Consider the following 23,022-nt stretch of genomic DNA (forward strand, 5'->3'; position numbering starts at 1 on the left):
CATCGTGAACTCGGTATCGTCGTCTTCGTACTCACTCTGTCGCGTGGGTCTCGATGATGGCGGTGCGGGTGGAGGACTCGTCGACGATGCCCTTCTCCTCGGTGAAGGCTGCGATGAGGGACTGCCAGGCGATGTTGTTGACCGAGCGGGGCAGGCCGCGGCTGTTGATGCGGATGAGCGGCTCCTCCCTAGCTCTTCGTGGGCATCTGGTAGCTGATCGAGATCCGCTGGTCCAGGGCCGTGAGGACGCCGTGTTTCATGCGTTTGCGCAGGGTGGGCCGGCCGATCAGCAACACGGCGAACGGCGTGGTGGAGTCCATGTCGTAGTTGGTGAGCGTGCGAATCGCGTCCAGTTCGTGGTGGTCCAGGAGGTGCGACTCGTCGATCACGACGGCCGGCGTCCTTCCCCGTTCGACGACTTCGGCAGCCAGCGCGGCGGATGCCTGGGGGCGAGGGCGGCCAGGTGGAACTTGGGGGTCCCGCCCAGGCTGGTGGCGATGCGGTCAGTAAGTGAAGTCGGTGATCCATTTCCGGTTCGGCGCCAGGGCCGTGAAGTCGCGGCCCAGGAGGTCCGGCGCCCGCGCATCGACGCGGTTGGGGATGGTGGTTCTCGGTCTTCGCCCGCGGACCACGCCGTGGAGACCGAGTGAGCGCATGGCGCGGTCGACGGCCCCGAACCCGGCCTCGAGCAGGAGAGTGCGGCGGATGAGAGCCAGCATTTTGCTCCGCCCATAAGGCCCCTCGGGAGCCAGCACACGCTAAACCGGCCGTGTTGGTGGTGAAGGCCAGCCGACGGACCGCGTCCTCGACCAGGGCGTCAACTCGACGGCATACCCGGTGGCCCGCATCTGATCGGTGAAGGCCACGATCAGCGGTTTCGGGGGTCGAGCTCCCCCGCGAAGAAGATCGCCGCCGACTTCAGCGCCTCGTTGACCTCGCGCAGACGCTTGTTCTCCGCTCGCAGCTGGCGAGGGTTCCTCCCGCTCGTCCGTGCTCGCGTCCGCCGCCTGGCCGGCATCGACCTCGTACTGCATCACCCACCGCCGCACCGACTCCCGGGACACACCGAGGGAACCAGCGACCTGGATGTGCTGTGCACGCTCGGAGGAGTACTCCGCACGATGCTCTGCCACCAGATGCACAGCATGGCTACGAAGGGCTGCGTCAATCTTCTTGGGCACGAGACCCACCCTCCCCTGATAGCTCGCAACGGAGCGGCAGCGAAGTCAGAACGGTTCACCAGCAGGCATGCGCGTTGCGGGCCGTGCGCATCGTGTCGGCCTCGGGGCGGTACGTGGCGCCCTGGCAGCGCAGGACGGTCGCGATGAGTAGTTCCGTGGTGCCGTGCCAGTCGGTGCGCTAACAGGGGGTGAGCCACGCGCGGGCGGTCAGCATCTGATCCTGATCCATGCATGACAATGGTTGACCGTCTTCCGGGACGGTGATGCCGTGTCGACGGCTCCGGGTGGGTGTCCATGCCGGGCGGCCGGCCCTATCGTGATGGCATGTCGCCGTCAAAACGGGAACGATCCGACCCCGTTCACCTGATCTGGAGGCTGGGGGTCATTCTGGGGCACGTCATCCGGCATCCCCTGTTGTTGGTCGGCCTCTTCGGCTGGGCCGTCTTGATCGCCCTGGTGTCGGAGCGCTTCCCATGGGCCATCGGGTTCGGCGTCTTGGGAGGCGTTCTGGTCTCGGGGAGCATGACGAACCACGACGCGTGGGGCAAGGCGTGGGCCAAGCGCCGCGCGCGCGAGGGCGTCTCACCTCCCGCCGAGCCCGAGCCCAAGCCCGACCTCGACCCCAAGTCCGACGGAAAGTGACGCGAGAGCACCCGTCACGCGAGGGTCCCGAAGCCACCGCAGCCACTGACGCACATCGTGTCGCCGAGCACTCACACTCCCGTGTCGCCCCACATGCGGACGAGTCTCGATGAGGGGCATCGCTCGTTCTGGTGAGTCCTGCCCGCGGCGGCCTCGGCCGAGACCTTCGCCAACTGGCTCCGCCAGCACCCGCACATCGGCACGGTCTGCCGGGACCGCGGCGGCGCCTTCGCCGAGGGCGCCGGACATGGCCAGCCCGGAATCCCGCAGGTCCCAGACCGCTGGCACTCGAGCCCGCGGCCACTTCGGGCCCGGCCGGCACCGCGGGTGAGGAGTCCGCCTACGAACGCAAGACCCGAGAACGTCACCATGACGTCCAGACCCTGTTCCGGCAGGGCCTCACCATCGACGCGATCAGCGCCCTGCTGGGCTCGACCGCAAAACGGTACGGCGCTACGCGAGGGCCGCAACCGCAGAGTCGCTGATACGGGAGCGGCCCAGCCGCACCAGTGGTTCTGCTCGAATGCCGTCAGCGCGGCACCGCAGTGCTCGGGGTCGGCGGTGAGCGCGGTGATGGCGAGCAGTGCCCAGCCGGCGGTGCGGTGCTGGCGCCTACCAGCGCCCAGATCTCATCTCTCAGGACGGTGACGACTGAGCCGAGGCCGGTGGCCCGGAGCAATGCATCCACATCCGGACCCCGGCGGAACCTCGAAGCTGCGGCCTTCCCCGGCCCCGACCGCGAGGACGAGCCGGAAGATATGGAGGAGCAACCGGCTCATTCTCGTCGACGGCGAGCGTCCGTCAGCTCCGGTCTCTCAAGGCTGGACCGGAGGAGGACCTCCCATCGGTGTCCCGTACGGCGTTAGCTGGGAGAGCGAGTCCCAACGCTGCGCAGGATGAAGGGCAGTGGGCCGGGACGGCCGCTCTCCGGGAGTCCCGGTCAGGCGCCCGCGCCGGCCCACCCGGCGACCCGCCGGTCAGGGGGCGTCGATGAGTACCCGGCCGTCGGTCGGCACGGTTGCCGTGAGCCCGTTCGCGTACGCGTTCTGCACACGGGAGCGCTCGGTCGCATTGGGCACGGCGTTGGTGCAGGCCGTCCCGGCGCTGGACCCGGACATCAGCTGGGAGCACGGCCCCGGCTTGGTGTCCGGGAGGCCCAGGCTGTGGCCGAGCTCGTGCGCAGCGATGCGCGTCTTGTCGTACCCCTGGCTCACGGCCTGCGCGCCGAGTTCGACTCGCACCTGTCGCCCGGGACGGACCGGACCGAGGGTGGCCTGCGGCCAGCCGGTGGTGGCCACGATGACGATCTCGGCCCGGACCCCGGGCGCGGCCTCCACCAGCCGAACGTTGCTGACGTTCGCGTTCCAGGAAGCGACCCCGGCCGCGATGGCCGCTTCCCAGCCGCCGGCCCGGCTGTCGTCGTATCGGAGCGTCACTACCGCTGCGGAGGCATCCGGTACGGGCGCGGGTGCCGCGGTCGCGGCGGTCGCCGCCGCGAGAACCATTGCGGCGGCGGAGGTGCCGACTTTCAGCCAGGTGCCCAGAGACATGGTCGTCTTCCTTCACGCGTGGGGGGCCCGGCCCCTTCGGTGGAGCCGGGGCACTGGAGACGCCACCACCGCCCGTCTGTGGCCCGCACGTTCGGATGGCCGCGCCTCCGGAGCTCTAAGAAGGTAGCCGTGCGCCTCACCAACCTGTCATGCACCTGCAAGCCAATTACGGCAGCCGCTTCGGCCGATGTCCGATCAGCAGCCGCATCGCCCACGGGGCTCGCACGGCCGCCAGTCGGGACCGGCCGTCCGGCCCGGGCGACGGCGCCTCCCTCACACTGAAGGCGGCAACCCCGAGACCCCCGGGCAAGTTCGACACTCCGGATGCCGCCCCTGGGATGCCACCGCAGGTGCGTCAAGCGCACCGGCAGTCTTCGCCGAGGCTGGAAGGGACACGGTCGGCCAGGACAGCTCAACGAATCGCAGTGCTGCAGCCATGCAGCGCGTCGGCCGACGCTCGATGGAAGACCCGCGCCTGACCTGGGTTACCGCCGGGGCCGAAGACCTGGCCTGCCACGCGCCAGCCGGCGAAGTCGGCGCCGTGGTGTGCAACTCGGCGATCTGGAAGACCAACGTCCCCCGCGTCTTCACCGCCGTACACACGGTTCTGCGCCCAGGCGGCCGGTTCGTGTTCAGCATCGGCGGGAGGTTCGCCGGCGTCCAGCACGATGACGAGAAGAGCGCCCACCCCGGCCCGTCACTGAACCGGCTGATCCACCAGGTCGCCGCCCGCGACTACGGATACACCCCGCCCCCGACCCGACCGGCTGCTCCCAAGCTGCCGCTGGACGCGGTCGCCGCGCACCTGTCCTGCGCCGGGATGGACTTGGTCGACGCCGAGGTCGTCGCGCAACACAGCACCGTCGCCGAGAAGAGGGCCTGGCTGTCGATTCCCGCCTTTGCCCGGCCCGACGGCGACTTCACCCACGCCCAGCGCATGGACATCCTCGCCAAGGCCTACGCCCTCACCACCCCCGACGCCCCCACCGTGACGAGCTGGCTCACGGTCGTTGCCCAGCGGCCCTGATAGTCGTCCACGGGCCAGCTGGCGCTCAGTGCGCCGCGATCGACTGCCCTGCCGCCAGAAGTCGCACGTGCGCCCGAATCCGCTCCCGGTCCGCGGGGAAGGCGCTCTCCCACGCCTCGGCCAGGTCGAACCAGCGTGGCGGCTGCCCACTCTCCCCTCCCAGCGGTGCCTCGCGGTCGATGACGGCCGCGTACGAGAGCCCCAAGGTCGCGGACCAGTCAGCGCGATAGGAACGGACGGCCACGGCCGCCGGCAGCGGCAGCAGCTCGCTGCGCAGCCCGGTCTCCTCCACGAGTTCGCGCCTGGCGGCCTGACGGGGCGTCTCGCCCGGCTCGACCTTTCCGCCGGGCGGCACCCACCCCCTCACCCGGTGCTTCACGAGCAGAACATAGGTGAAAGAGGGGTCGGTGACCCACACCTCCGCCGAAAGCGGCTCCATAGGCAACTGGCGGGCCCGGTCCAGCCACGCCAAGGCCTCGTCGTACTCCCGTACGGCGAGGCGGGCATCGGCGACCGCCGCTTCCAAGGTCATCTGGTCAGTCACCCGACTCACCCTATGCCGCCGTGCCCCGCCCGCGCGGCCCGACGCCGCACAGAGCGGCCTCAAGGAAGCCAGCAGCCCCGGCACACTTCCCGTGCCCATCCCCACCAGGAGTACCTGCCATGCCCGATGACACGAAACGAGCCGCCTGGATCGTCCTCGGCGGCATCCACCTCCTCAACCAAACCGCACCCCGCCAAGCCGACGACCCGATTGTCCTGGTCAAGGTCACGCCGCAGGAGTTCTGCGTCCCGAGCACCACCGTGGTCGTGCGATGGGACACCCTCGGCATCTGCCCCACCATCGCGCTGACCGCGGGCTGTGGCCGGATCGCCAACGCCCGCATCGCGGGCAGCGCGCTGTTCCCCGACGCCATCGCCGGCCCCGCGCTCCGCGCCATGGTCGGCCCGGCAGCCGCCCCCAGCCTCGTCCCTCTGTGCCTCTCCGAGCACCCCGAGGGGGGCGGCTACCACTCATACGGGCAGATCCGCTTCTACGCCGACGACGCCTGCTTCCTCCGCACGACCCGGAACCCAATAGGCAAGGGCCCCGTAGACGCGCTGCGCTGGCTGAAGCCCGCGCTGGCCGCGCATACCCAAGCAGCCCTCCGACTCAACAACCACCTGCGATACTTCCGGACTCACTTCGCCGGCACGGAGCTGGAATACAAGTACAACCTGGAACCCGCCCCCGACATCTGGGCCACATCCCTTGAACTGCTCAAAGCCGTCCGCCACGGCGAACTGCCCGGTTGCCAGCCCGAATACCGGGAGGAGTTCCAGATTCACGCCTTCGAAAACCACATGTTCGACGTGACCGGGCCAGCCGGGGAAGTCGGGTACGCCCCCTTCATCCCCCGGGCCGACGGCGGGTACGTGCTCAAACGCAAGTGGTACGAGGAGGATGCCTTCGCCCGCCGCGAGCAGCTCCTCACCGACATCGAGGTCTCACCCGGCAGCTTCGAGGACTACCTGCGATCGGAGCTGCACCTCCAGGTGCAGGCCCTGCCACCCTTCCGGCGAGTGCGCTACGACGTCCAAGGTCGAGTCGATGCGCACCGGCCACGTCTACGGCATCTTCTTCGACCGCTGTTCGCTACTCGCCGCACCGGAGGTTGTGCTCGCGCAGTGCGAGTTGGAATACCGGCGCTCCCGCAGCATCCTCGACAACGACCCAAACGACATGCTGCAGGAGATGGAACACGTCAACAGCTGGCTCCTGTCGTATCTGACCGCCCGCGGCCTGGCGCAAGAAGGCACCTTCTACTCCAAGCGCATATTCCTCCGTGACGCTGTCGCCGCCCAGCCCCGACTGCTCGAACGCGACGGGGTGTAACAGAACGGTCCCCCTCAGGAGGCCGGTGAGTTGATGGGCGACCTCACCAACAACTTACTGAAGGCCCGGTGAGTAGCGAGTCTTTAGGGCTGTGACCTGCGGTGGGGAGGTCGTGGTGAGTCACCGGTAGCTCACCGCTTCGGTCGTTCCCCACCTGTGATGCCAGGGGGATTGCCGTGGTGAGCGATCCGGTGAGGACGTCGCCGTTTCGTGGGGCAGGGCAGTTCCCCTCCCACGGAAGGCGTCACCATGAGTCCCGCTCCCCCGGACCTGGTCATCGCCTGCCACGCGTTTCCGCAAGGCCGCCGAATTGGCCAGGTCAACGTGCGTGAGTGGAAAAACCCCAGCTCAGTCGACCCCGCGCCGAGATCCGCTTGTGCGCGAAACGGTCTGTCGCCCTGCGTACACGCCTCCTTACCATCGGGAACAGTCTGCGGAGGAGGCGGCTTGGACTCGCACCACGTACGCAAAGCGTTGGGGAGAGAGCTGCGTCGCGTCGAGCAGTGCCACGGGGGCGCCGGGCACGTGGATGTCTTCCGGCCCTTCGAACGGCAGCCTGACGGGCTGCGGGTGGACTTCATCGATCTGGCAGTGATCCCGCCGGGCTCGGAGATCGGGCGTCACCGCCACGGGGATGACGAGGAGTGGTACGTCGTCCTGGAGGGGTCTGCCACGATGTCGCTGGACGGGGAGGAGTTTCCCGTGACGGCGGGCGACATCGTCGTCAACCGCCCCTACGGGGAGCACGGCCTGCGCAACGACTCGTCGCGGGATGTGCGGCTCTTCGTGTTCCAGGCGAGCCATTGAGCGACCAGCGGCCCGGCCCGTATCTGGTCGCGGATGTGGGTGGCACCACGGTGCGGGCCGGTTGGGCCGAGGCCGGTTCCGGCGCGGTGCTCGGCGTGCGCCGCGCCGCGGTGGAGGGGATCGCCCGGTTCCCGGCCGTGCCTGCCGCCGTATTGCAAGCGCGCGTCGTGGACCAGCTCGTACACCTCCTTCGGGAGCGGTCACGGGCTGCGCCTCGTCCTCCTTCGGCCGTGGCGGTCGCGTTCGCCGGCCCGGTGGACCGGGCCGGGGTGGTCTGTGACGCCCCGACGGTATGGGGGCGGCGTGGTCCGGCACTGCGGCTGGCGGAGGTTCTGGGCGCGGAGCTCGGGGTTCCCGCGTACGTGCTGAACGACGTCACCGCGGCAGGCTGGCGCTACGTGGCCAGGGACCCGGGGGCCGAGGCCGAAGACTTCTTCTGCATGGTGACGGTCAGCTCCGGGGTCGGGAACAAGGTCTTCCGGCGCGGCGAGGTGCTCGTACCGGACGACGGGAACGGCGGTGAGATCGGACATCTGCGGGTGGACTTCTCGTCGGACGCCCCCCGCTGCGACTGCGGAGGGCAAGGCCATCTGGGGGCGATCGCCTCCGGACGCGGAGCCCTCAGCGCCGCCCGCAGCCTGGCTCTGCTCATCCCGCGCGTCTTCGCGACGTCCTGCCTGCACGCTGTTTGTGGGGGCGAGGCGGACCGGCTGACGGCACACCAGGTCGCTTCGGCCTTCCGCAGGGGTGACACCTTCGCCGTGCGGGCCGTGGCTCCCGGCGTGGGACATCTCGGCCGCACGCTGGCCACCGTGACCGCCGCTCTGGGCGTGCGGCGGTTCATCGTCATGGGAGGGTTCGCCCGCGCGGCCGGTCCTGCGTACCTGCGGCTCCTCGGCGAGGAGATGGCCGGGGCCGGCGGCCTCCGGGCTGCTGCCGGAGAAGCCCCGGTGCTGCCGTTCGCGGCGGAACCGGACGACGACGACGGGCTGATCGGCTGTGCCCGCTACCTGGACCGGCACGGTGGCCGTGCCGTTTCCGGACGAAGCCTGCCCGTCGGCTCGCTGCCCTGACGCGGGCTGTCCGCCTCTGTCCCCCCTCCCTGATGCCGTTCCGCCGAACATGAGGTCTCCCATGCACACGCCCGACCCCGTACACCCGCCGCAACTCACTCCCACACTCCCTGATCCGCAGATCGTCGCCTATCACGAGCTGGGCCCGGACCTGCTGGTCAGAGGTGAGGGGATCCGGGTGTGGGACGACAAGGGGCGCGAGTACCTGGACTGTGTGTCCGGTACGTTCAACCTCCTCCTGGGGCACAATCACCCAGCCGTCGTCGCGGCCCTCAAGGAGCAGTCCGACCATCTGATCTTCGCGAGTTCCGCGTTCCAGACCGCTCCCACCAACCGGGTGATGCAGCTCCTGGCGGAGCTCACGCCGCCCAACCTCACCCGGGTCAACCTCCGCAGCTGCAGCGGGTCGACGGCGAACGAAGGCGCGATCAAGATCGCCCAGTTGCACACCGGACGCCGGGACGTACTGGTTCCCTTCCGCGGTCAGGTCGGGCAGTCCCTGGCGGCCACGGCGTACAACGGACTCGCCCGGATGCGCGCGCCCTTCCCGCAGCATCACCCCGGCGCGCTGAACTTCCCCGATCCCTACTGCCGGCGCTGCTTCTACCGCCAGCAGCCCGACAGCTGCGGCCTGTGGTGTGTGGACCGCATCGACGACTTCCTCACGTACGCCGGATCGGGCAGCACCGCGTGCCTGATCATCGAACCGATCAGCGGCGTCGGCGGCAACGTCGTGCCTCCGCCGGGATATCTGCCGCGGCTCCGGGAGTTCTGCACCGAGCGCGGGATCGTCCTCATCTTCGACGAGATGCAGACGGCCTTCGGCCGGACCGGACAGATGTTCGCCGCCGACCATTTCGGGGTCCAGCCGGACATCATGACCGTCTCCAAGGGACTGACCGGCTCGGGCCTGCCGCTGGCCGCCGTCATCACCGAGGAGCGCTTCGTCGGCATGGACCGCTCGCTCCACGGCTTCACCTACGGTGGTCACACGCTGGGCGCGGCAGCCGCGGCGGTCACCCTGGAGATCGTGAGCCGACCGGAGTTCCTCGCGCAGGTGCGCACCGTCGGCGCCCTGCTCCTCGACCGGCTCCTGAAACTCAAGGAGGAGCACCCGTGCGTCTTCGACGTGCGGGGTGTGGGCCTCATGCTGGGCATCGAGGTCGCCGAGCCGGACGGGACCCGCTCCTCACCGCTCGCGCACGCCCTGCACCGCGCCCTGTCCGAACGCGCCGTCATCACCCGCGTGTCGGAACACGGCCAGGGCAACGTCATCGAACTGCGGCCACCGCTGATCCTCACGCCGCAGGACGCCCACCTGATCGCCGACCGGTTCGGCGAAGCCCTGGAGTCCCTGCCGAGCCTGGCCCGCTGACCTCTGCCCGCCTCGCCCTCACCCCAGTCCTGTCCGCGTCGGTACCCCGACGTACCCGACGCCGTACGAAAGGGAACCATGAGCCTGCCCCACGGCACCCATGTGATCCACGACACCATCGCACTCCCGGCACCCCACGACGCCGTACGCGCCCGCGCCGTGCACCGGGCGGAATACCCGGTGGTGCTCGCGGACACCGTGGAAGGGGCGGTGAAGCACCTGCGCACCCTCGTGTCGGACCAGCGCATCGCCCTGGTCACGGACGACACCGTCGCGGCCCTGCACGGCGGGGAACTACTGAACGAACTCCGCCGGCAGGGTGTCGACGCGACGATGACCAGCATCGAACCCGGCGAGGGCAGCAAGACCCTGCGCACCGCCGAACGGCTTCTGGACTGGCTGGCGGACAGCCGGATGCGACGGCGCGACGTGCTCGTCGCCTTCGGCGGCGGAGTCGTCATCGACACCGCCGGCTGGGTCGCCAGCGCCTACATGCGCGGCATGCCCTACGTGAACCTGCCCACCACCCTCCTTGCAGCCGTCGACGCCGCCCTGGGCGGAAAGGTCGCGGTCGACCACCCGCGGGCCAAGAACCTCATCGGGGCCTTCCACCAGCCGACCGGGGTCGTCGCCGCCATTCCGTGGCTGTCCACGCTCCCCGTGAGGCACGTACGGGCCGGACTCGCCGAAGCCGTCAAGAAGGGCGTCATCGCCTCCCCCGCCCTCTTCGGCCTGATAGAACGAGACCTTCCCCAGATCCTGGCGCTGGAGCCGACGGCGCTGCGGCGCCTGGTCCACGGCGCCGCCACTGTCAAATGCGCGCTCATCGACCGGGACCCGTACGAGGAGGACCTGCGACGGCCGCTGAACTTCGGGCACACCATCGGCCACGCCGTCGAGACGGTCACCGGCTACGGTCCTGTCCTGCACGGAGAGGCCGTCGCGTTCGGCATGGCATGCGCCGCGAGGATCTCTCTCGCACGCGGCTGGATGGCCGCCACCGCGCACACGCGTCTCCTGGAGGTCCTGCGGCGGGCGGGACTGCCGTGCGAGCGTGCGGAACTGCCCGCGCCCACCGACCCCGGTGCGGTCATCGCCGCCCTCGAACAGATCCGCCTGATCCGGGACGGCCGACTGCGCTTCGTCCTGCCCGTCGGCATCGGCAGTTCGGCCATCACCAACGATGTCACCGACGAAGAGATCCGCCAGGCCTTCGACCGGTCCCCGGACGCGCGTCTCCCCCGGTCAGACACGGCCGCCTGACCGGGCACCTCCGCTCCCTTCTCCTTCAGGAGATCGCATGATGGAAGACGCCATCGGCATCGATGTCGGCGGCACCAAGACCCTCGCCGTGCGCTTACTGGCCGACGGAACCGTGGCCGCGCGCCTGCGCGAACCCACCCCGCGCACAGGACCTCGCGCCCTCCTGGAGCACCTGACCGGTCTCACCGACCGCTTGCGCACACCACACACTGCCGCCGTCGGCGTGGCACTGCCCGGCCTGGTCGAGACGGCCACCGGAACCCTGCGGCACGCCCCCGGCTTCCGGTGCGACGACATGCCCGTCCGCCGCCTGATGGAGGACGCCGGAAGGCTTCCGGTACACGTCGACAACGACGCCCGCGCCGCGGCGTGGGCCGAGTACCGCATCGGGGCCGGCCAGGGGCACGACGATCTCCTCGTCATCACGGCGGGAACAGGCTGGGGGTGCGGCGTCATCACCGGCGGGCAACTCCTCAAAGGAAGCCAGGGGTACGCCTGCGAAGTGGGCCACCTGGCCGTGGACCCGAAAGGTCCACTCTGCTACTGCGGCCGCCACGGCTGCACCGAAGTGAGCGCCAGCGGAACAGCCATCTCGCACCACGGACGCGCCGCCGGCTTCCCCGACGGCGAGTCGGTGACCCGTGCCGCACGCGACGGTGACAGCGCCGCCCTGGGGATCCTGCACACGGTCGGTACGGCGCTGGGCCGAGGTGCCGCCGCCCTCGTCGACCTCTTGGACCCGGCCGTCGTCATCGTGGGCGGCGGAGCCGCCGATGCCGGAGAGACGCTGCTCGCTCCCGCCCGCACGGCCCTGCGGGAGTCCCTGACCGCCGGCCGACTCCGACCGGGCATCCCTCCCGTCATCACCTCGGCGCTCGGCAACGAGGCCGGCGCGACCGGCATCGCCCTCCTCGCCCTGGGCCCGCGACTTCCCCCACGGGAGTGATCGAGCCCAGTCGTGCTGACCGGACGGAGCGATCACCCCGCACCACGGGGCGAAGGCTTCACGGCCGTCTTCCGGCGGCTGGGTGGCCAGTCCTTCGGGAAGGATCGGTACTGCGCATCGGTGAGGCAGGGTGTTGCACCGTCGTAGGCGATGCGTTCGTGTGTCTTATCCGTCCCTCGGCACGGTGGCAGCGTGCCGAACTCCTTCGGCAGGGGCGTCGGCGGCCCTACCGTCCGGGGACCGCTGCCTGCCCCAAGCGCAGGTGGCCTGCGGATTGAGGACATGCGTGATGAGCGGGTGTTGTGCAGGGCCGAAAGTTCAGCATTCTCTTCGACTGGTTAGACCAGGACCGGGACGGACAGCTCTCGGAAGGGGACCTGCAGGCGACGGCGAAGGTGTTCGCCCAGGTCGCCCGGGACGAGGACCACACCAACGTGACCGCGATCCATACCGCGTTCGGACAGTGGTGGCAGCTGCTCCTGGGGCACGCGGACACCGACGGCGACGGGCAGGTCTCCCGGACCGAGTTCATCACCGCCATGACGGACAGCGTCACCGCTCCCGAGCACTTCGAGAGCGCGGTCATGGCGATCGCCGACGCGGTCATGAACGCCGCCGACACCAACACCGACGGCGTCCTGAGCCGCGACGAGTACGTGGCCATGCAGCGGCCCGCCCGTCCTCCTCTACGCCTGCACCCCCTGCCGCGAGCAGCGCGGCCTCCTCCCCCGGTGGCCACCCCTGGCCGAAAGAATCACCGCCCCCGAACCCGGGGACTCCTACCCGCGGCGGCGGCCATGGCCGGCACCCCGTGCGCCCGCGGCCCCGCTCCTCACCGTGAACGGCCTGACCTGGGACCAGCAAGCCGGCCGGGCCTCCCTCCTCGGCCCTTCCCTCCACAGTCCACCGCGCCCGGCGGCTCCCGCCCGGCAGACCCGGCCCGGCAGTGCCCGCGATCTCATCCATCCGAGGGACGGGCGGGGCCGTTTGGCGAGCGGGGCGGCCGGTTTGCGGCACGGTGGCGGCATGCGCCGCCGGTCCGACTTCGAGCGCCGATTCCGGCCGGAGTGAGGCCTCCGGTGGCCGAGTTCCGCATATCGCGGTTGGTGGGCAGGCCCGTACCTTGCGCTATGTGCGCTGGTCAGTGGCGGTGCTGCCCAGTACCAGCGGCATCGGCATCTTTGAAGGAGAACAGCATGGCAACAGGCACGGTGAAGTGGTTCAACGCCGAGAAGGGCTTCGGCTTCATCTCCCAGGACGAAGGGCCGGACGTATTCGTCCACTTCTCCGCGATCCAGTCGGGGGGCTACCGCTCGCTGGAAGAGAACCAAAAGGTGGAGTTCGACGTCACCTCAGGACCCAAGGGCCCCCAGGCCGACAACGTCCGCGTCGTCTGACGAATCCCCCACGCCAGGAGGCCCCGCACCCGGCGGCCCGGCCTCCCTTGGTCGTCGAGGCCACATCGTGGGCGGGGCGACTCGGGCAGGTGAACTGACCGCGCCCCAGCACAGTGTGGAGGGCCTCCTCAAGCATGTGCTTGCAGGGATCAGTCCAGGGCGTGATGCCACAGGGGGTGGCGCAGCCCGCGCGCCCCGCTGCCGGCAGTCCGGCGGCGGGGCTCCGCGTGGTGCGGTCGGTACCGCAAGGGGGGAGCGGCTATCGACCGCTGTGGTCGATGACGTTGCCGTTGGAGCAGTTGTTGGCGTGGTCGCCGACCCAGTCGCCGAGGACGGGGACGACGGCGACTTCCTGGAGACAGACGGCGGCTGCGGTGAAGTTCCAGTTGTTGGCGGCCTTGACGCCGCCGCCGAAGTTGGAGTCGTTGTCGGCGTGGGCGGGCACAGACACGGCGGCCGCGACAAGCGCGACGGCGGCGATGGTGATGATCTTCTTCATGCCGGGTGCAACGAGGCCAGTGGGCGAAGGTCACCCGCATGGTGCGGCACACGAAAGAGGCGCCGCCCTCACGGGGTCGGCCTCCTTCGCGTTCACGGTCGCCTTCAGCTCGTCTGTCTGCCGCCGCCGTTCCCGGCCGAGGAGCCGCCTGAGCCGCCGCCAGCGCCCCACGCCTGCACCTCACCAGCTGTTGTCCACGCCCGGCCGACGAACACCAGAAACCTGCTGGGGTATCCCCGGACATGACTCCGCCCCTGGCACCGCGGCGACGCGCTGCACCGGGGCGGAGGCCCGTCCGTGAGCTACACAGAGCTCACCCCCCAGTAATGAGGAGCTTGCTGAGGTTCTCGGGGTCTTTGCTGAGTGCGTAAGTCGGAATGCTCCGCCCCACGGGACTGGCGGCAGGCGCCGCCACGGCGCCCGTGTACGAGGCGACGACCCGGCCGGACTGGTCCACGACCGTGAGCTGTGCCGGGATGGCATCCCCGCCACTGACGACGAGAACCGGTGCGCCGTCCGTGTAGCGCACGCTCAGCAGACCGTCTTCAGGCGTGACCTGAGTCTGCGGAATCGCGCCCGTGATGTCCGACGTAGGGATCGCCCCCAGGTCGGTTACCTCGGGCGTGGCCTGCTCTTCAGACATTGCGATATCCCTCCCCGGCCAACTCCCTGTTGACCGCTGTGGATCTTCCCCACACCGCATACCGCCACACCACCACACCACCACACCCCCACCAATCGGAGTTGGCTTCTGTGCGGTCGTTCGCTCGCGGTAGTGCCAATCCCGGTCCCGATCCATGCAGCGGGGTTCTGCATCGTTGAGATCGCAGATGTCGAGACCGGGCGCGTCGGCCCCGGTCTCGCTGCTCGGGGGTGGGGTACGTCACCTGGGGTCGGCGAGATCCCTGGACGGTGGTGGCGGTGCCCTGCGGGGGCTGTCTGTCGTGGCGATGTGATCGTTTGCCTGACTGGCAGCGTCCGAGCGCCCTAGGGTTGCGGCGTGGGCGTCAACGGAGGGGGTTCGGTGCCGGCGGTGGCGGAGCGGATGTCGAGTCGGGTGGCGGACGCGCCGGGGGCGTGGCCTCTCCTCGGGCACCTGCCGCACTTGAGGCGCGGGCCCTTGGAGTTCATGAAGTCGTTATCGGGAGCCGGTGCCCTGGTCCGGATCCGATTAGGTCCGGTGCGGGCGTATGCGGTCTGCGAGCCGGGGTTGGTGCAGCAGGTGCTCCGGGAGCCGGCGGTGTTCGACAAGGGCGGGATGCTCTTCGACAAGGCCCGTCAGATCGTGGCGAACGGGCTGGCGACCAGTGCGTGGGCCGAACACCAGCGCCAGCGTCCGCTGGTACAACCGGCCTTCACGCGTGCCAGGCTGGAGGCATATACGCAGGTCATGACTCAGGAGGCCGACGCCTTGGCCGGGGCGTGGCAAGCCGAACAGCCGGTCGACATCGTGAAGCAGATGATCGAATTGTTCGCGCGGATCACCGCACGCACGCTGTTCGGTTCCGATCTGGACCGGGCTTCCATCGCGACCATCCAGCAAGCCATTCCCATCGTCATCGAGGGCGTCTACCGGCAGATGACCGCACCGCTACGGCTGTGGGAGAAACTGCCCACCTCCGCCAACCGCAAATACCACCGGGCGGCGGCGGACTTGCACGCAGTCATCGACCAGGTGATCGATGAGCACGAAGGAGTCCAGGGCGACCGCCCCGACGGTGAGGACATGCTGTCGGCACTGCTCGAAGCCCGTGAGGGCGAGGACAGACTGAGTAGCAGGGAAGTCCACGAACAGATCTTCACGTTCCTGATGGCTGGTATCGAGACCACCGCGAACGCTATGTCCTGGACCCTGCACCTGCTCGCCCGGCATCCCGAAGTCCAGGAACGTCTGCACTGCGAAATCGCCGACGTCCTCGGAGGGCAGGTGCCCACCGTCAGGGACCTCTCCCGCCTGGAGTACACCCGCGGCGTAGTGACCGAGGCGATGCGCCTGTACCCGCCGGCCTGGCTGCTCACCCGGTCCACGACCGCCGACGCCAGCCTGGGCCAGTGGCGCATCCCCGCGGGCAGTGCTGTGGTGTTCAGCCCCTACATGCTCCACCATGACGCGCGGCTGTTCCCCGATCCCGAGCGGTTCGACCCCGACCGCTGGTGTTCCCCGCGCAGCAACAACGCCGGGCAGCGCGGCCTGTTCCCGTTCGGTGGCGGCGCACGCAAGTGCATCGGTGACGTCTTCAGCCTCACCGAGGCATTGATCGCCCTCGTGGCGGTCACTACCCGGTGGCGCCTGACTCCCGGGCCGGGCCCCGAACCCCGGCCGCTTGCCAAGGCCGCGCTGACGCCCGACCGCGTCATCGTCATCGCCCACCCGCGACCGTCTCCCGGCGACGACGGCGGCCGGTGACCGGCCGGCCGTAAAACAGACCCACGTCGCACCTCGCTCTCCCGCCTCGGTTCATCCCCTTGCGGCGGCCACAGCGCGCCCAACCGCGTGGCGAACTACGTCTGGATCCAGTCCGCCGCGCACCGCGCCAGCCGCCCCGCTCTGCACGCGCGCCGTCACCATCCACCACGACCGCACACACGAGGAGCCAGGATGGCATCACAACGATTAACCGTGCCCCGGGCCCGATCCGCAGGCGAGATCCTGGCCGATGCCTCGCGCACTGTCGATCCAGCTCTGCGCCAGGCCACCGGGCAGCTGGCGCCAGCGATGCGTCGTCTGACGGACTACCACCTCGGCTGGACCGACGCCCAGGGGCGCCCCGCCACCAGGCTGGGCAAGGGCCTGCGCCCGGCACTGGCCCTCCTGGCGTGCCAGGCAGTCGGCGGCCAGGCCACCCAGGCCCTGCCCGCTGCGGTCGCGGCCGAACTGGTCCACAACGCCTCCCTGCTGCACGACGACGTCATCGACAACGACCAGCTGCGGCGCCACCGTCCCACCATCCAGGCCCTGTTCGGCACACCGGCGGCCATCCTGGCCGGCGACGCCTTGTTCTTCCTCGCCGTGCAGACCCTGGCACAGGCGCCCACGCCACTGTCCGGCAGCGGCCTGCAGTGGCTGACGGCGGCCGTACAGGAGCTGATCGACGGCGAGTACGCCGACACCGCCCTCGAACAGCGCCCCGATCCGGTCAGCCTGAGCGAGACCGCCGCGATGGCCGCGGCGAAGACCGGCTCTCTGATCGCTGTCTCCTGCGCCCTGGGAGCCCTGGCGGGCGGAGCCGACCCGCGGCGCACCGCCCATCTGCGGGAGTTCGGCGCGCACCTGGGACAGTGCTTCCAGCTCGCGGACGACATCCTCGGTATCTGGGGCGATCCGGCGGTGACGGGCAAGCCACGCCTGGCCGACCTGCAGGCCCGCAAGAAGAGCCTGCCGGTGGCGGCCGCACTGTCCGCGGACAACGAACCCGCCCGCGAACTCGCCGCCCTGTACGCCACTTCCCGCCCGCTGGGCCCTGGTGAACTCGAGCGGGCCGCCCACCTCGTCGAGGCCGCCGGCGGACGCGACTGGGCCGTCGGCCAGAGCCGCCACCACCTCGCTCAGGCGTTGGAAAACCTGCGCGCAGCCGACCCCGAGCAGGTGGCCGAAGCCGACCTCACCACTCTGGCCCGCCTCGCCGCCGACCGGACCCATTGAAACCCGTACCCCAGGAGCACCCCATGATCGCCTCCGCCCCCGCCGCCGCATTCGAGCTGCCGACCTTCTGGGCCCCGATCACCCCCCTCGCCAACGCCGACACCCAGGCCATGGCCGAGGAGATCGGCCACTGGCTTCAGCAGACCGGGGTGTGCCCCGACGCCGAACACGCCGCCCTGCTCGGCACCGTCGGCGCCTACGGCACCGCCGCCACCATCCCCTCCGCCACCGGCCTCAGCGCCCGTACCCTGGCCCGCTACATGGCCTGGGGCTTCGCCCTGGACGACGAAGGCGACCGCGCCGGCACCTCCGAGGACAGCCTCCACCAGACCATCCGCCGCGTCACCCGCCTCGTCCAGGTCATGGAGACACCAGACGCCCTCACACCCGACGACGACCTCTGGGTCCGAGCCTGGGCCGACATCGCCCAAGACCTGCACACCATCGCCCCACCCTCAGCCCTGCGCCGCGCCATCGACGGATTCCGCAGCTACGCACTGGGCCTGGTCCACGAAGCCTCCCTCCAGCGGACCGCCACCCTGCCTTCCCTCGACGAGTACCTCGCCTTCCGCTACGCCTCCGGCGCCGGCGCCGCCGTGGCCGCCATGGTCGAAATCGCCACCGGCGTCGACATCCCCGCCCACGAGATCGACTCGCCCGCCGCAATCGCCGCCACCCAGACCGCCGTAACCATCGCCCTGCTCGACAACGAACTCCTCTCCCGCCACAAAGAGACCGAACGCGGCGAATACGACTGCAGCCTCATCCGCGTCCTGCAAAACGAAGACCCCCACCTCACCCTCCAAGAAGCCGTTGACACAGCCAACGCCCTGCGCAACCGCACCCTGGACACCTTCCTCAAACTCCGCGACACCCTCCACCCGGGCGCCAGCCCCCAACTGCGCACCTACCTCGAAGCCCTCGGCCACCTCATCGCCGGCGTCACCATGTGGACCGCCACCTCCCCCCGCTACACCAGCAACACCTCCCCCACCAACGAACCCCGACTGTCCGACACCGCCACCGACCGGCACCACCCACTGACCCTTCCGAAAGACATCGCACGCTGGAACCGCCTCACCGAATGAAGCAGAAGCGACAGCGCGCCCGGTCGACTGACATGGGGGCGCCCGGCAGCGATCCGTGCGGTCAAACAGAAACCTGGCCCAGCCATCGGCCTGCCCGCGTGAACCAGCTCTGCTGTGACTGAGCGTGCTACTTGGCCACGGTGGCCAAGTAGCACGCTCAGGGCAGAGTCGCGCATGAACCAACAGCTCAGAGGTACATGACCTCAAGTGATGCCGCGCCGTTGATCGCTACCTCGTTCGAGAAGTCCAAGGACCGAGCGCCCTTGGTGACATCGGTGACGGCGGGGGTGCCGGCGGACACCAGGGCGAAAGCGCGGGCCAGCTGCTCCAGCGCCACGGATGCCTGTCCGGGGAATTTCTCCGCGACGAGCTCGGCCTCCCGGCCGATGGCCTCCAGAAGCCGGTCCCTCGCGCCGACCGTTCCAACCGGCTGCGTCACCCGGATCACCGCGGGAATCTGCTGTACGCCTTCGGTCTCGATGCCGACGGAGTCTGTTTCGTTGCTTGTCACAGGTACATCCTTTGCACGTACTCGGTCGTCACCTGGATCCTTGGCTGGGCTTCCACCGCAAGAGAAGCGCTACGACACAGAGAGCGAAAGGGCGCGATCCCGCCGCCAGGCTAAGACCAATAGGGCGTGGCGGGGCCGCCTCCCAAAGTGAGGCGCAGTTGTGGCCATCTGTGACTCTCAGTGGCCAAGTACGGCGCTCAGCGGGCGGGCCTGCGGGGTGTTGGCGGATCTGGTTCAGGCGGGGTGGGTCAGTACGCGTATGTCGTGTTGCCGCCCAGTGAGGCGGCGATGGCCTTGATCGGGGAGCCTTCGTTGAGGATCTTCACCGATTCGTAGCGGGCGATGGTGGTGCCGTTGCCGAGCTGGCCCTCGCTGTTGTGGCCCCACGTGTAGACGTCGTCGGCAGTGAGGGCGACGACGTGGCGCGCGCCGGCGGCCAGGTGCTGGACGCCCTCCAGGCGGTCGATCTCGACGGGCGCGGTGCGATTGGTGCGCGAGACGTTGGGGTCGAACGCCTCGTCGGCCTCCAGGAGCTGCCCGTACTGGTTGTTGCCCCAGCCCCAGACGTGGCGGTCGATGCGCACGCAACATAACAGGCGACTACCGACTGTCACCAGTTTCGTGATCATGGTCCCCCGGATTGGCCGCTTGCACACAACAGGCACCCGCACACGACCGAGCGGACTGCCCACGACGCCGACCCCATCCGCCCCCTCCGCGAGATGACTTTCGGCGAGCCATCCAGCTACCGGGCGGGGGCGCGAGGTGCAGCAATCCGCCGTCGTGTCCATGAACGACCTTCACATTCGGGGACCAACCGGCGTGCCCAAGAGCCAACCATCACACTCAGTCGCACCTCCGGCAGATGGCCGGAGCGTGGCGTTCGCGGAGGCAATCGAACACGCGTTTCACTGGGGGCGTGAGACCACCGTTCCGCTTCCCCGAGGACCTGATCACGCTCCAAAGGGCGTGGCAGCAGACGTACGCCGAGCTCGCGCAGGCCCCCTCAGGGGCCGGTACGACCGCGCTGCGGCGCCGGCTGAACGCCCTCTCCGGAACCCTGTGCACCCACCCCCACTGGGCGGCCTCCGCCGCCTGGCGGACCGGCAGCGTCGAGCTGCGGCGCGCCACCCACACCTCCGCCCGGGCAGAAGGGGAGGCAGCAGCATGAACGAGCAGACCACCACGCCCCGCCCGCAGGTCGCCACCTGGGCACCGAGCCAGACCGGCCCCTGCGCCCGGTGGCGTATTAACTGCACCATGGCTCCGAAACCGGCGACAGCGCCACGGTCAGTACCCCTCGCAGGTGGCCCTCAGCCTGTGAGGAAGGCTCCCTCGCGACAAGGGCGGCAGACGAAGACGTAGCCCAACTGACCGCCGAGGTTCATCGCGGCCTCCGGGGTTATCCCCTCCTCCAGGTGTGCCGCGAACTCCATGGTGCCGGTGCAGGAGGGACACCCAGGCAGGCGGTCGTCCTCAAGGTAGGAGGGGCTGCCTCCGAGTGACCCAAGCACTTCGCGCTGCTTCCCGAATCGTTCTTCGGGTTCCCGCTTCCATCCCGAGCGGGCAAGGTCGTAGGCGTCAGGCTCGATCCCTTCCTCGTCGCAGCCATCTTCGCGGTCGATCGTCACGACGTGGGTGCGGATGGCCGAGGTGGCGGGCAGCAGCGTCAGTCCCGCCTCGGGTACGGCTACCGGCCGCAGTTCCTCCCGGGGAAACAGATGGACCCTGTTCGCGCTGGAGCTCGCGTCCCAGAACTCACACGCCCCGGGGTCGTTTTGGCACAGGAACACCGACAGGACACCGTCCTCGACGGGGAGATGGGCGAAGAACTGAAGCGGTCCCCCGCAACCGCACAAGGGCCAGGCGAATCCGGCAGGTGCCAGCGGCACGCCCCCGGTACGCAGGACGTCGGAATCGGCCGGTGCGGAGCCGTCGTAGATCATCAGCGCTGTCTGCATGGCGAGAGGCTACTGGCCGCCTGTGACAGGCCCGAGGGGATAAGGCCGCCGCAGGCCCTGGGCGGCGGGCCCGCTGGCGGCGATGTTGAACAGGTAACGGCCGAGGAAGTTGATGCGCGCGGTCTTCAGCGGGGACAGGCGGGCCATGCCCTCCCTCACTCCTGGTCCAGCATCCGCCATCGAGACTCCAGCCTCCCTTGCTTGGTGCAGAGAAGCCACACCTCCACGTGCCGCTACGGGGTGGGCGGGAACCCCCTGCACGGAGCCGCCGTAGCGAGGGGCCGGGCCTTCTTCCGTACGCCGACTTGCCGGACGGCATGGGAGGCAGTGAACGTCACGCCCCCCGGACAAAAGAGTCCCAGACCAGCTCCGAGCCGAGGCCCTCGACCGACACGTACGCGGTACCGGCAGGTGAGGCGATTGGCTCGACCGCCAGGACGGGGTCGGTGTTCGGATGCTTCACCAACCGTTTCGTCGAGAACAATGCGTGCTCCAAGGTGACGTAGCAGCTGCACCGCGGCAGGAGACCAGCTCATCTTCTACTCCGGCACGGCGCGGGTGCCTCAGCTCTGGGCGGGGATATCCAGGGCAGTCCCGTACAGGCGGGATACCCGGAGCAGGATGGTCACACGCCGATCAGGCAGTGGCTGCTCTCCGGCGGCCGCCCCGTCCGCCGGGTCCGCTATTTCCGCCTCGCCCTCCGCGACGGCGAACGACCAGATGTCCGGACCGCTGACGTGCAGTGAGGCGTGCGGGTCACTGCGCAACTGGCGGACCTTGAGGCGGTCGGCGGTGGAGGAGACCCGCAGTACGCGTTCCTCAGCGTTCCAGTCGTAGAGAACGGTGGACAGGTGCGGGTGGCCAGTGCTCCTGACGCTCGCGAGTACGCCGAACTGCTGCTGACTCAGCAGCTGGGAGAGCTCCTGGTCGGTGAGCACTCGGGGTGCCGGGCCGTCGTTCTGGGTGGTGCCGGTGGTGGTGACCTCGGTGGCGGTGTGCTCGTGCATGGCGATCAGCCTTTCTGGTCGGGGGTGGGGTGAGGCGGGTGGGAGGGCGGTTCAGACAACCGCAGCGTTGGCGGGAGCCGGCTCATCGGCAGTGGGCTCCAGGGGCCTTCTGCCGCTCGGGGCTGTGGGCGAAGCGCGCGATGGCACGGCGTCGGATGCGGCAAACGCGTGGCGCCTCCTGCCAGTTGCTGCAACAAGGAAGACCGTAGCAGATAGTTTCGTTGCAGACGATTGTTGGTTCAGGCGGCCTGTCCAGCCCGTCAGCCCCGTACCCCCGCTTCGAAGAAATCTCCCTGTGAGGCGTTGGCGGCGACCGCTGCGCCGGGCGCGTTCATCCCCGACGGAGCGACGACAGCCTCGCCACCCGACCAGCACAAGGTCCAACAAGCGACCGGTGCGCAGCCAGGCTCATAGAGGCACCGGCCCCGACGGTCGAGGCGATTCCAGCAGCTTCAGGAGTACGCGGGCAGGTGCGGCCCCGGGCGCTGTTCCAGGCGGTTCAGGGAACGGTGCAGCCCCTCAACGAGGCGCGCCCTGCTCTGTGCGTGGGCGAGGGCGCCCAGGCCCGAGGACGTTACCGAGAGGGGTCGGGCCGCTTCGGCCAGGCTGCATGCCAGCAGTCCGCCGAGTTCGGACCCAGCCGGCAGAGCGGCGACACGGGCCTCGAGTTCCTCCAGGATCACCCACGCCTGGCCCGTCAGCTCGAGCGCGGCCACGTCGATCTCCTCCAACGGCGGGGCAGCCGACGTGGACCAGGCGAGCACCTGCGCCACCCGCTGTAAATGAACTTCCCGGTCGAGCGGCAGCCCACGGCCGAGCTCGCCGTCCGGATCCTCCACAAACCCCGCACCGGCCGCTTCGGTCCCTCCCCTCGCATCGCGCGGATCACCCGAGCCCGGCCGCCCTCACCCACCCCATCGGGGAATCGCGCACCGGGTGTATTTACGCAATTCGGATCATGACAGCTCACCGGATGCACCCGGGCCCCAATCCGGCACATGCCAGCACGTGCGGTGCGACGGGGGCTGCTCCGGCGGAATGTTGGGCGCCCGGCAGTCCGGGGAGGGGTGGGCTGCCGGGCACAACGGCATACGGAGGCGGTCCCGTCACCGAGGGCCCTGATGTCGTAAACCCCCCAGGAATACGGGGCGCCGGGGGACGACGCCCATGCGTGCA

The 23,022-nt window shown here is 69.5% G+C and carries 24 protein-coding genes and 1 pseudogene; 13 read left to right on the forward strand and 12 right to left on the reverse strand.

All coding sequences use genetic code 11. From position 1 onward, the window contains the following. Positions 1-188: 188 nt before the first annotated feature. The 3 genes from ACZ7GJ_RS32340 to ACZ7GJ_RS32350 form a co-directional block, all read right to left on the reverse strand. Positions 189-431: an AAA family ATPase gene (locus ACZ7GJ_RS32340; RefSeq protein ID WP_470756798.1), complete on the reverse strand. Its 243-nt coding sequence runs from the start codon at positions 429-431 to the stop codon at positions 189-191. 72 nt (positions 432-503) lie between these two features. Next, positions 504-719: a hypothetical protein gene (locus ACZ7GJ_RS32345; protein WP_470756686.1), complete on the reverse strand. Its 216-nt coding sequence runs from the start codon at positions 717-719 to the stop codon at positions 504-506. A 2,081-nt stretch (positions 720-2,800) separates the two neighbouring features. After that, positions 2,801-3,373, reverse strand: coding sequence for a snapalysin family zinc-dependent metalloprotease (locus tag ACZ7GJ_RS32350; RefSeq protein WP_470756688.1), 573 nt, complete (start codon positions 3,371-3,373; stop codon positions 2,801-2,803). A gap of 187 nt (positions 3,374-3,560) precedes the next feature. Between ACZ7GJ_RS32350 and ACZ7GJ_RS32355 the strand changes: the two genes are divergently transcribed. Then, the gene (locus ACZ7GJ_RS32355) at positions 3,561-4,400 is read left to right on the forward strand and encodes a methyltransferase domain-containing protein (protein WP_470756690.1); all 840 of its coding nucleotides are present in this window, start codon (positions 3,561-3,563) and stop codon (positions 4,398-4,400) included. Positions 4,401-4,425: 25 nt separating this feature from the next. Here ACZ7GJ_RS32355 and ACZ7GJ_RS32360 read toward each other — a convergent pair whose 3' ends face one another. After that, positions 4,426-4,944, reverse strand: a complete 519-nt coding sequence (locus tag ACZ7GJ_RS32360) for an NUDIX hydrolase (protein ID WP_470756692.1) — start codon at positions 4,942-4,944, stop codon at positions 4,426-4,428. A 119-nt stretch (positions 4,945-5,063) separates the two neighbouring features. Between ACZ7GJ_RS32360 and ACZ7GJ_RS32365 the strand changes: the two genes are divergently transcribed. The 8 genes and pseudogenes from ACZ7GJ_RS32365 to ACZ7GJ_RS32400 all read left to right on the forward strand — a co-directional run bounded on the left by ACZ7GJ_RS32365 (position 5,064) and on the right by ACZ7GJ_RS32400 (position 13,137). After that, positions 5,064-6,230 carry a hypothetical protein gene (locus tag ACZ7GJ_RS32365; RefSeq protein WP_470756694.1) on the forward strand — a complete coding sequence of 389 codons (1,167 nt, stop codon included), beginning with the start codon at positions 5,064-5,066 and terminating at the stop codon, positions 6,228-6,230. A 493-nt stretch (positions 6,231-6,723) separates the two neighbouring features. Then, the gene (locus ACZ7GJ_RS32370; RefSeq protein WP_470756696.1) at positions 6,724-7,083 is read left to right on the forward strand and encodes a cupin domain-containing protein; all 360 of its coding nucleotides are present in this window, start codon (positions 6,724-6,726) and stop codon (positions 7,081-7,083) included. Beyond that, positions 7,080-8,156 carry an ROK family protein gene (locus ACZ7GJ_RS32375; RefSeq protein ID WP_470756697.1) on the forward strand — a complete coding sequence of 359 codons (1,077 nt, stop codon included), beginning with the start codon at positions 7,080-7,082 and terminating at the stop codon, positions 8,154-8,156. The genes ACZ7GJ_RS32370 and ACZ7GJ_RS32375 overlap by 4 nt, the downstream gene beginning before the upstream one ends. A 61-nt stretch (positions 8,157-8,217) precedes the next feature. After that, a complete protein-coding gene (locus tag ACZ7GJ_RS32380) occupies positions 8,218-9,531 on the forward strand; it encodes an aspartate aminotransferase family protein (RefSeq protein WP_470756699.1) in 1,314 nt (437 codons plus the stop codon). A 78-nt stretch (positions 9,532-9,609) separates the two neighbouring features. After that, positions 9,610-10,794: a 3-dehydroquinate synthase gene (gene aroB / locus ACZ7GJ_RS32385; protein WP_470756701.1), complete on the forward strand. Its 1,185-nt coding sequence runs from the start codon at positions 9,610-9,612 to the stop codon at positions 10,792-10,794. Between the two features lie 37 nt (positions 10,795-10,831). Further along, positions 10,832-11,740 (forward strand): ROK family protein, encoded by a 909-nt coding sequence (locus ACZ7GJ_RS32390; RefSeq protein WP_470756703.1) that lies wholly within the window; start codon positions 10,832-10,834, stop codon positions 11,738-11,740. 302 nt (positions 11,741-12,042) lie between these two features. Beyond that, positions 12,043-12,399: pseudogene (locus ACZ7GJ_RS32395) on the forward strand (EF-hand domain-containing protein); the annotation flags it as partial. A 537-nt stretch (positions 12,400-12,936) separates the two neighbouring features. Then, positions 12,937-13,137, forward strand: a complete 201-nt coding sequence (locus ACZ7GJ_RS32400) for a cold-shock protein (RefSeq protein WP_470756800.1) — start codon at positions 12,937-12,939, stop codon at positions 13,135-13,137. Positions 13,138-13,396: 259 nt separating this feature from the next. Here the strand turns inward: ACZ7GJ_RS32400 and ACZ7GJ_RS32405 are convergent, their stop codons facing one another. Both ACZ7GJ_RS32405 and ACZ7GJ_RS32410 read right to left on the reverse strand, forming a co-directional pair. Continuing rightward, on the reverse strand, positions 13,397-13,636 hold the full coding sequence (locus ACZ7GJ_RS32405; protein ID WP_470756705.1) for a hypothetical protein: 240 nt from the start codon (positions 13,634-13,636) through the stop codon (positions 13,397-13,399). Positions 13,637-13,949: 313 nt separating this feature from the next. After that, positions 13,950-14,279 carry a hypothetical protein gene (locus ACZ7GJ_RS32410; RefSeq protein WP_470756707.1) on the reverse strand — a complete coding sequence of 110 codons (330 nt, stop codon included), beginning with the start codon at positions 14,277-14,279 and terminating at the stop codon, positions 13,950-13,952. Between the two features lie 402 nt (positions 14,280-14,681). Between ACZ7GJ_RS32410 and ACZ7GJ_RS32415 the strand changes: the two genes are divergently transcribed. The 3 genes from ACZ7GJ_RS32415 (at position 14,682) to ACZ7GJ_RS32425 (ending at position 18,367) form a co-directional block, all read left to right on the forward strand. Then, positions 14,682-16,043, forward strand: coding sequence for a cytochrome P450 (locus ACZ7GJ_RS32415; RefSeq protein ID WP_470756802.1), 1,362 nt, complete (start codon positions 14,682-14,684; stop codon positions 16,041-16,043). A 309-nt stretch (positions 16,044-16,352) separates the two neighbouring features. After that, positions 16,353-17,279 (forward strand): polyprenyl synthetase family protein, encoded by a 927-nt coding sequence (locus tag ACZ7GJ_RS32420; protein ID WP_470756709.1) that lies wholly within the window; start codon positions 16,353-16,355, stop codon positions 17,277-17,279. Between the two features lie 23 nt (positions 17,280-17,302). Beyond that, entirely contained in the window at positions 17,303-18,367 is a 1,065-nt protein-coding gene (locus ACZ7GJ_RS32425; protein ID WP_470756711.1) for a terpene synthase family protein, read from the forward strand. Between the two features lie 187 nt (positions 18,368-18,554). On the opposite strand, the gene ACZ7GJ_RS32430 is transcribed toward ACZ7GJ_RS32425, so the two are convergent. Both ACZ7GJ_RS32430 and ACZ7GJ_RS32435 read right to left on the reverse strand, forming a co-directional pair. Next, the gene (locus ACZ7GJ_RS32430; RefSeq protein ID WP_470756713.1) at positions 18,555-18,878 is read right to left on the reverse strand and encodes a hypothetical protein; all 324 of its coding nucleotides are present in this window, start codon (positions 18,876-18,878) and stop codon (positions 18,555-18,557) included. 248 nt (positions 18,879-19,126) lie between these two features. Next, complete coding sequence (locus ACZ7GJ_RS32435) at positions 19,127-19,462, reverse strand: hypothetical protein (RefSeq protein ID WP_470756715.1); 336 nt, start codon at positions 19,460-19,462, stop codon at positions 19,127-19,129. 335 nt (positions 19,463-19,797) lie between these two features. Between ACZ7GJ_RS32435 and ACZ7GJ_RS32440 the strand changes: the two genes are divergently transcribed. Further along, on the forward strand, positions 19,798-20,049 hold the full coding sequence (locus ACZ7GJ_RS32440) for a hypothetical protein (RefSeq protein ID WP_470756717.1): 252 nt from the start codon (positions 19,798-19,800) through the stop codon (positions 20,047-20,049). A gap of 142 nt (positions 20,050-20,191) precedes the next feature. Here ACZ7GJ_RS32440 and ACZ7GJ_RS32445 read toward each other — a convergent pair whose 3' ends face one another. The 4 genes from ACZ7GJ_RS32445 to ACZ7GJ_RS32460 form a co-directional block, all read right to left on the reverse strand. Then, on the reverse strand, positions 20,192-20,839 hold the full coding sequence (locus tag ACZ7GJ_RS32445) for a YwqG family protein (protein ID WP_470756719.1): 648 nt from the start codon (positions 20,837-20,839) through the stop codon (positions 20,192-20,194). A gap of 9 nt (positions 20,840-20,848) precedes the next feature. Beyond that, positions 20,849-20,986, reverse strand: a complete 138-nt coding sequence (locus ACZ7GJ_RS32450) for a hypothetical protein (RefSeq protein WP_470756721.1) — start codon at positions 20,984-20,986, stop codon at positions 20,849-20,851. 416 nt (positions 20,987-21,402) lie between these two features. Next, the gene (locus ACZ7GJ_RS32455) at positions 21,403-21,846 is read right to left on the reverse strand and encodes a pyridoxamine 5'-phosphate oxidase family protein (protein ID WP_470756723.1); all 444 of its coding nucleotides are present in this window, start codon (positions 21,844-21,846) and stop codon (positions 21,403-21,405) included. A gap of 452 nt (positions 21,847-22,298) precedes the next feature. Next, the gene (locus ACZ7GJ_RS32460; protein ID WP_470756725.1) at positions 22,299-22,685 is read right to left on the reverse strand and encodes a DUF6415 family natural product biosynthesis protein; all 387 of its coding nucleotides are present in this window, start codon (positions 22,683-22,685) and stop codon (positions 22,299-22,301) included. Positions 22,686-23,022 lie beyond the last annotated feature (337 nt).

Source organism: Streptomyces sp. NPDC037242 (assembly GCF_055604165.1).

Bases quoted from the DNA above. Each gene is read 5' to 3' on its own strand.
- ACZ7GJ_RS32345 (WP_470756686.1), bottom strand. From the start codon at position 719: ATGCTGGCTCTCATCCGCCGCACTCTCCTGCTCGAGGCCGGGTTCGGG.
- ACZ7GJ_RS32350 (WP_470756688.1), bottom strand. From the start codon at position 3,373: ATGTCTCTGGGCACCTGGCTGAAAGTCGGCACCTCCGCCGCCGCAATG.
- ACZ7GJ_RS32355 (WP_470756690.1), top strand. From the start codon at position 3,561: ATGTCCGATCAGCAGCCGCATCGCCCACGGGGCTCGCACGGCCGCCAG.
- ACZ7GJ_RS32365 (WP_470756694.1), top strand. From the start codon at position 5,064: ATGCCCGATGACACGAAACGAGCCGCCTGGATCGTCCTCGGCGGCATC.
- ACZ7GJ_RS32380 (WP_470756699.1), top strand. From the start codon at position 8,218: ATGCACACGCCCGACCCCGTACACCCGCCGCAACTCACTCCCACACTC.
- aroB (WP_470756701.1), top strand. From the start codon at position 9,610: ATGAGCCTGCCCCACGGCACCCATGTGATCCACGACACCATCGCACTC.
- ACZ7GJ_RS32390 (WP_470756703.1), top strand. From the start codon at position 10,832: ATGATGGAAGACGCCATCGGCATCGATGTCGGCGGCACCAAGACCCTC.
- ACZ7GJ_RS32400 (WP_470756800.1), top strand. From the start codon at position 12,937: ATGGCAACAGGCACGGTGAAGTGGTTCAACGCCGAGAAGGGCTTCGGC.
- ACZ7GJ_RS32405 (WP_470756705.1), bottom strand. From the start codon at position 13,636: ATGAAGAAGATCATCACCATCGCCGCCGTCGCGCTTGTCGCGGCCGCC.
- ACZ7GJ_RS32410 (WP_470756707.1), bottom strand. From the start codon at position 14,279: ATGTCTGAAGAGCAGGCCACGCCCGAGGTAACCGACCTGGGGGCGATC.
- ACZ7GJ_RS32415 (WP_470756802.1), top strand. From the start codon at position 14,682: ATGTCGAGTCGGGTGGCGGACGCGCCGGGGGCGTGGCCTCTCCTCGGG.
- ACZ7GJ_RS32420 (WP_470756709.1), top strand. From the start codon at position 16,353: ATGCGTCGTCTGACGGACTACCACCTCGGCTGGACCGACGCCCAGGGG.
- ACZ7GJ_RS32425 (WP_470756711.1), top strand. From the start codon at position 17,303: ATGATCGCCTCCGCCCCCGCCGCCGCATTCGAGCTGCCGACCTTCTGG.
- ACZ7GJ_RS32445 (WP_470756719.1), bottom strand. From the start codon at position 20,839: ATGCAGACAGCGCTGATGATCTACGACGGCTCCGCACCGGCCGATTCC.
- ACZ7GJ_RS32450 (WP_470756721.1), bottom strand. From the start codon at position 20,986: ATGGCCCGCCTGTCCCCGCTGAAGACCGCGCGCATCAACTTCCTCGGC.
- ACZ7GJ_RS32455 (WP_470756723.1), bottom strand. From the start codon at position 21,846: ATGCACGAGCACACCGCCACCGAGGTCACCACCACCGGCACCACCCAG.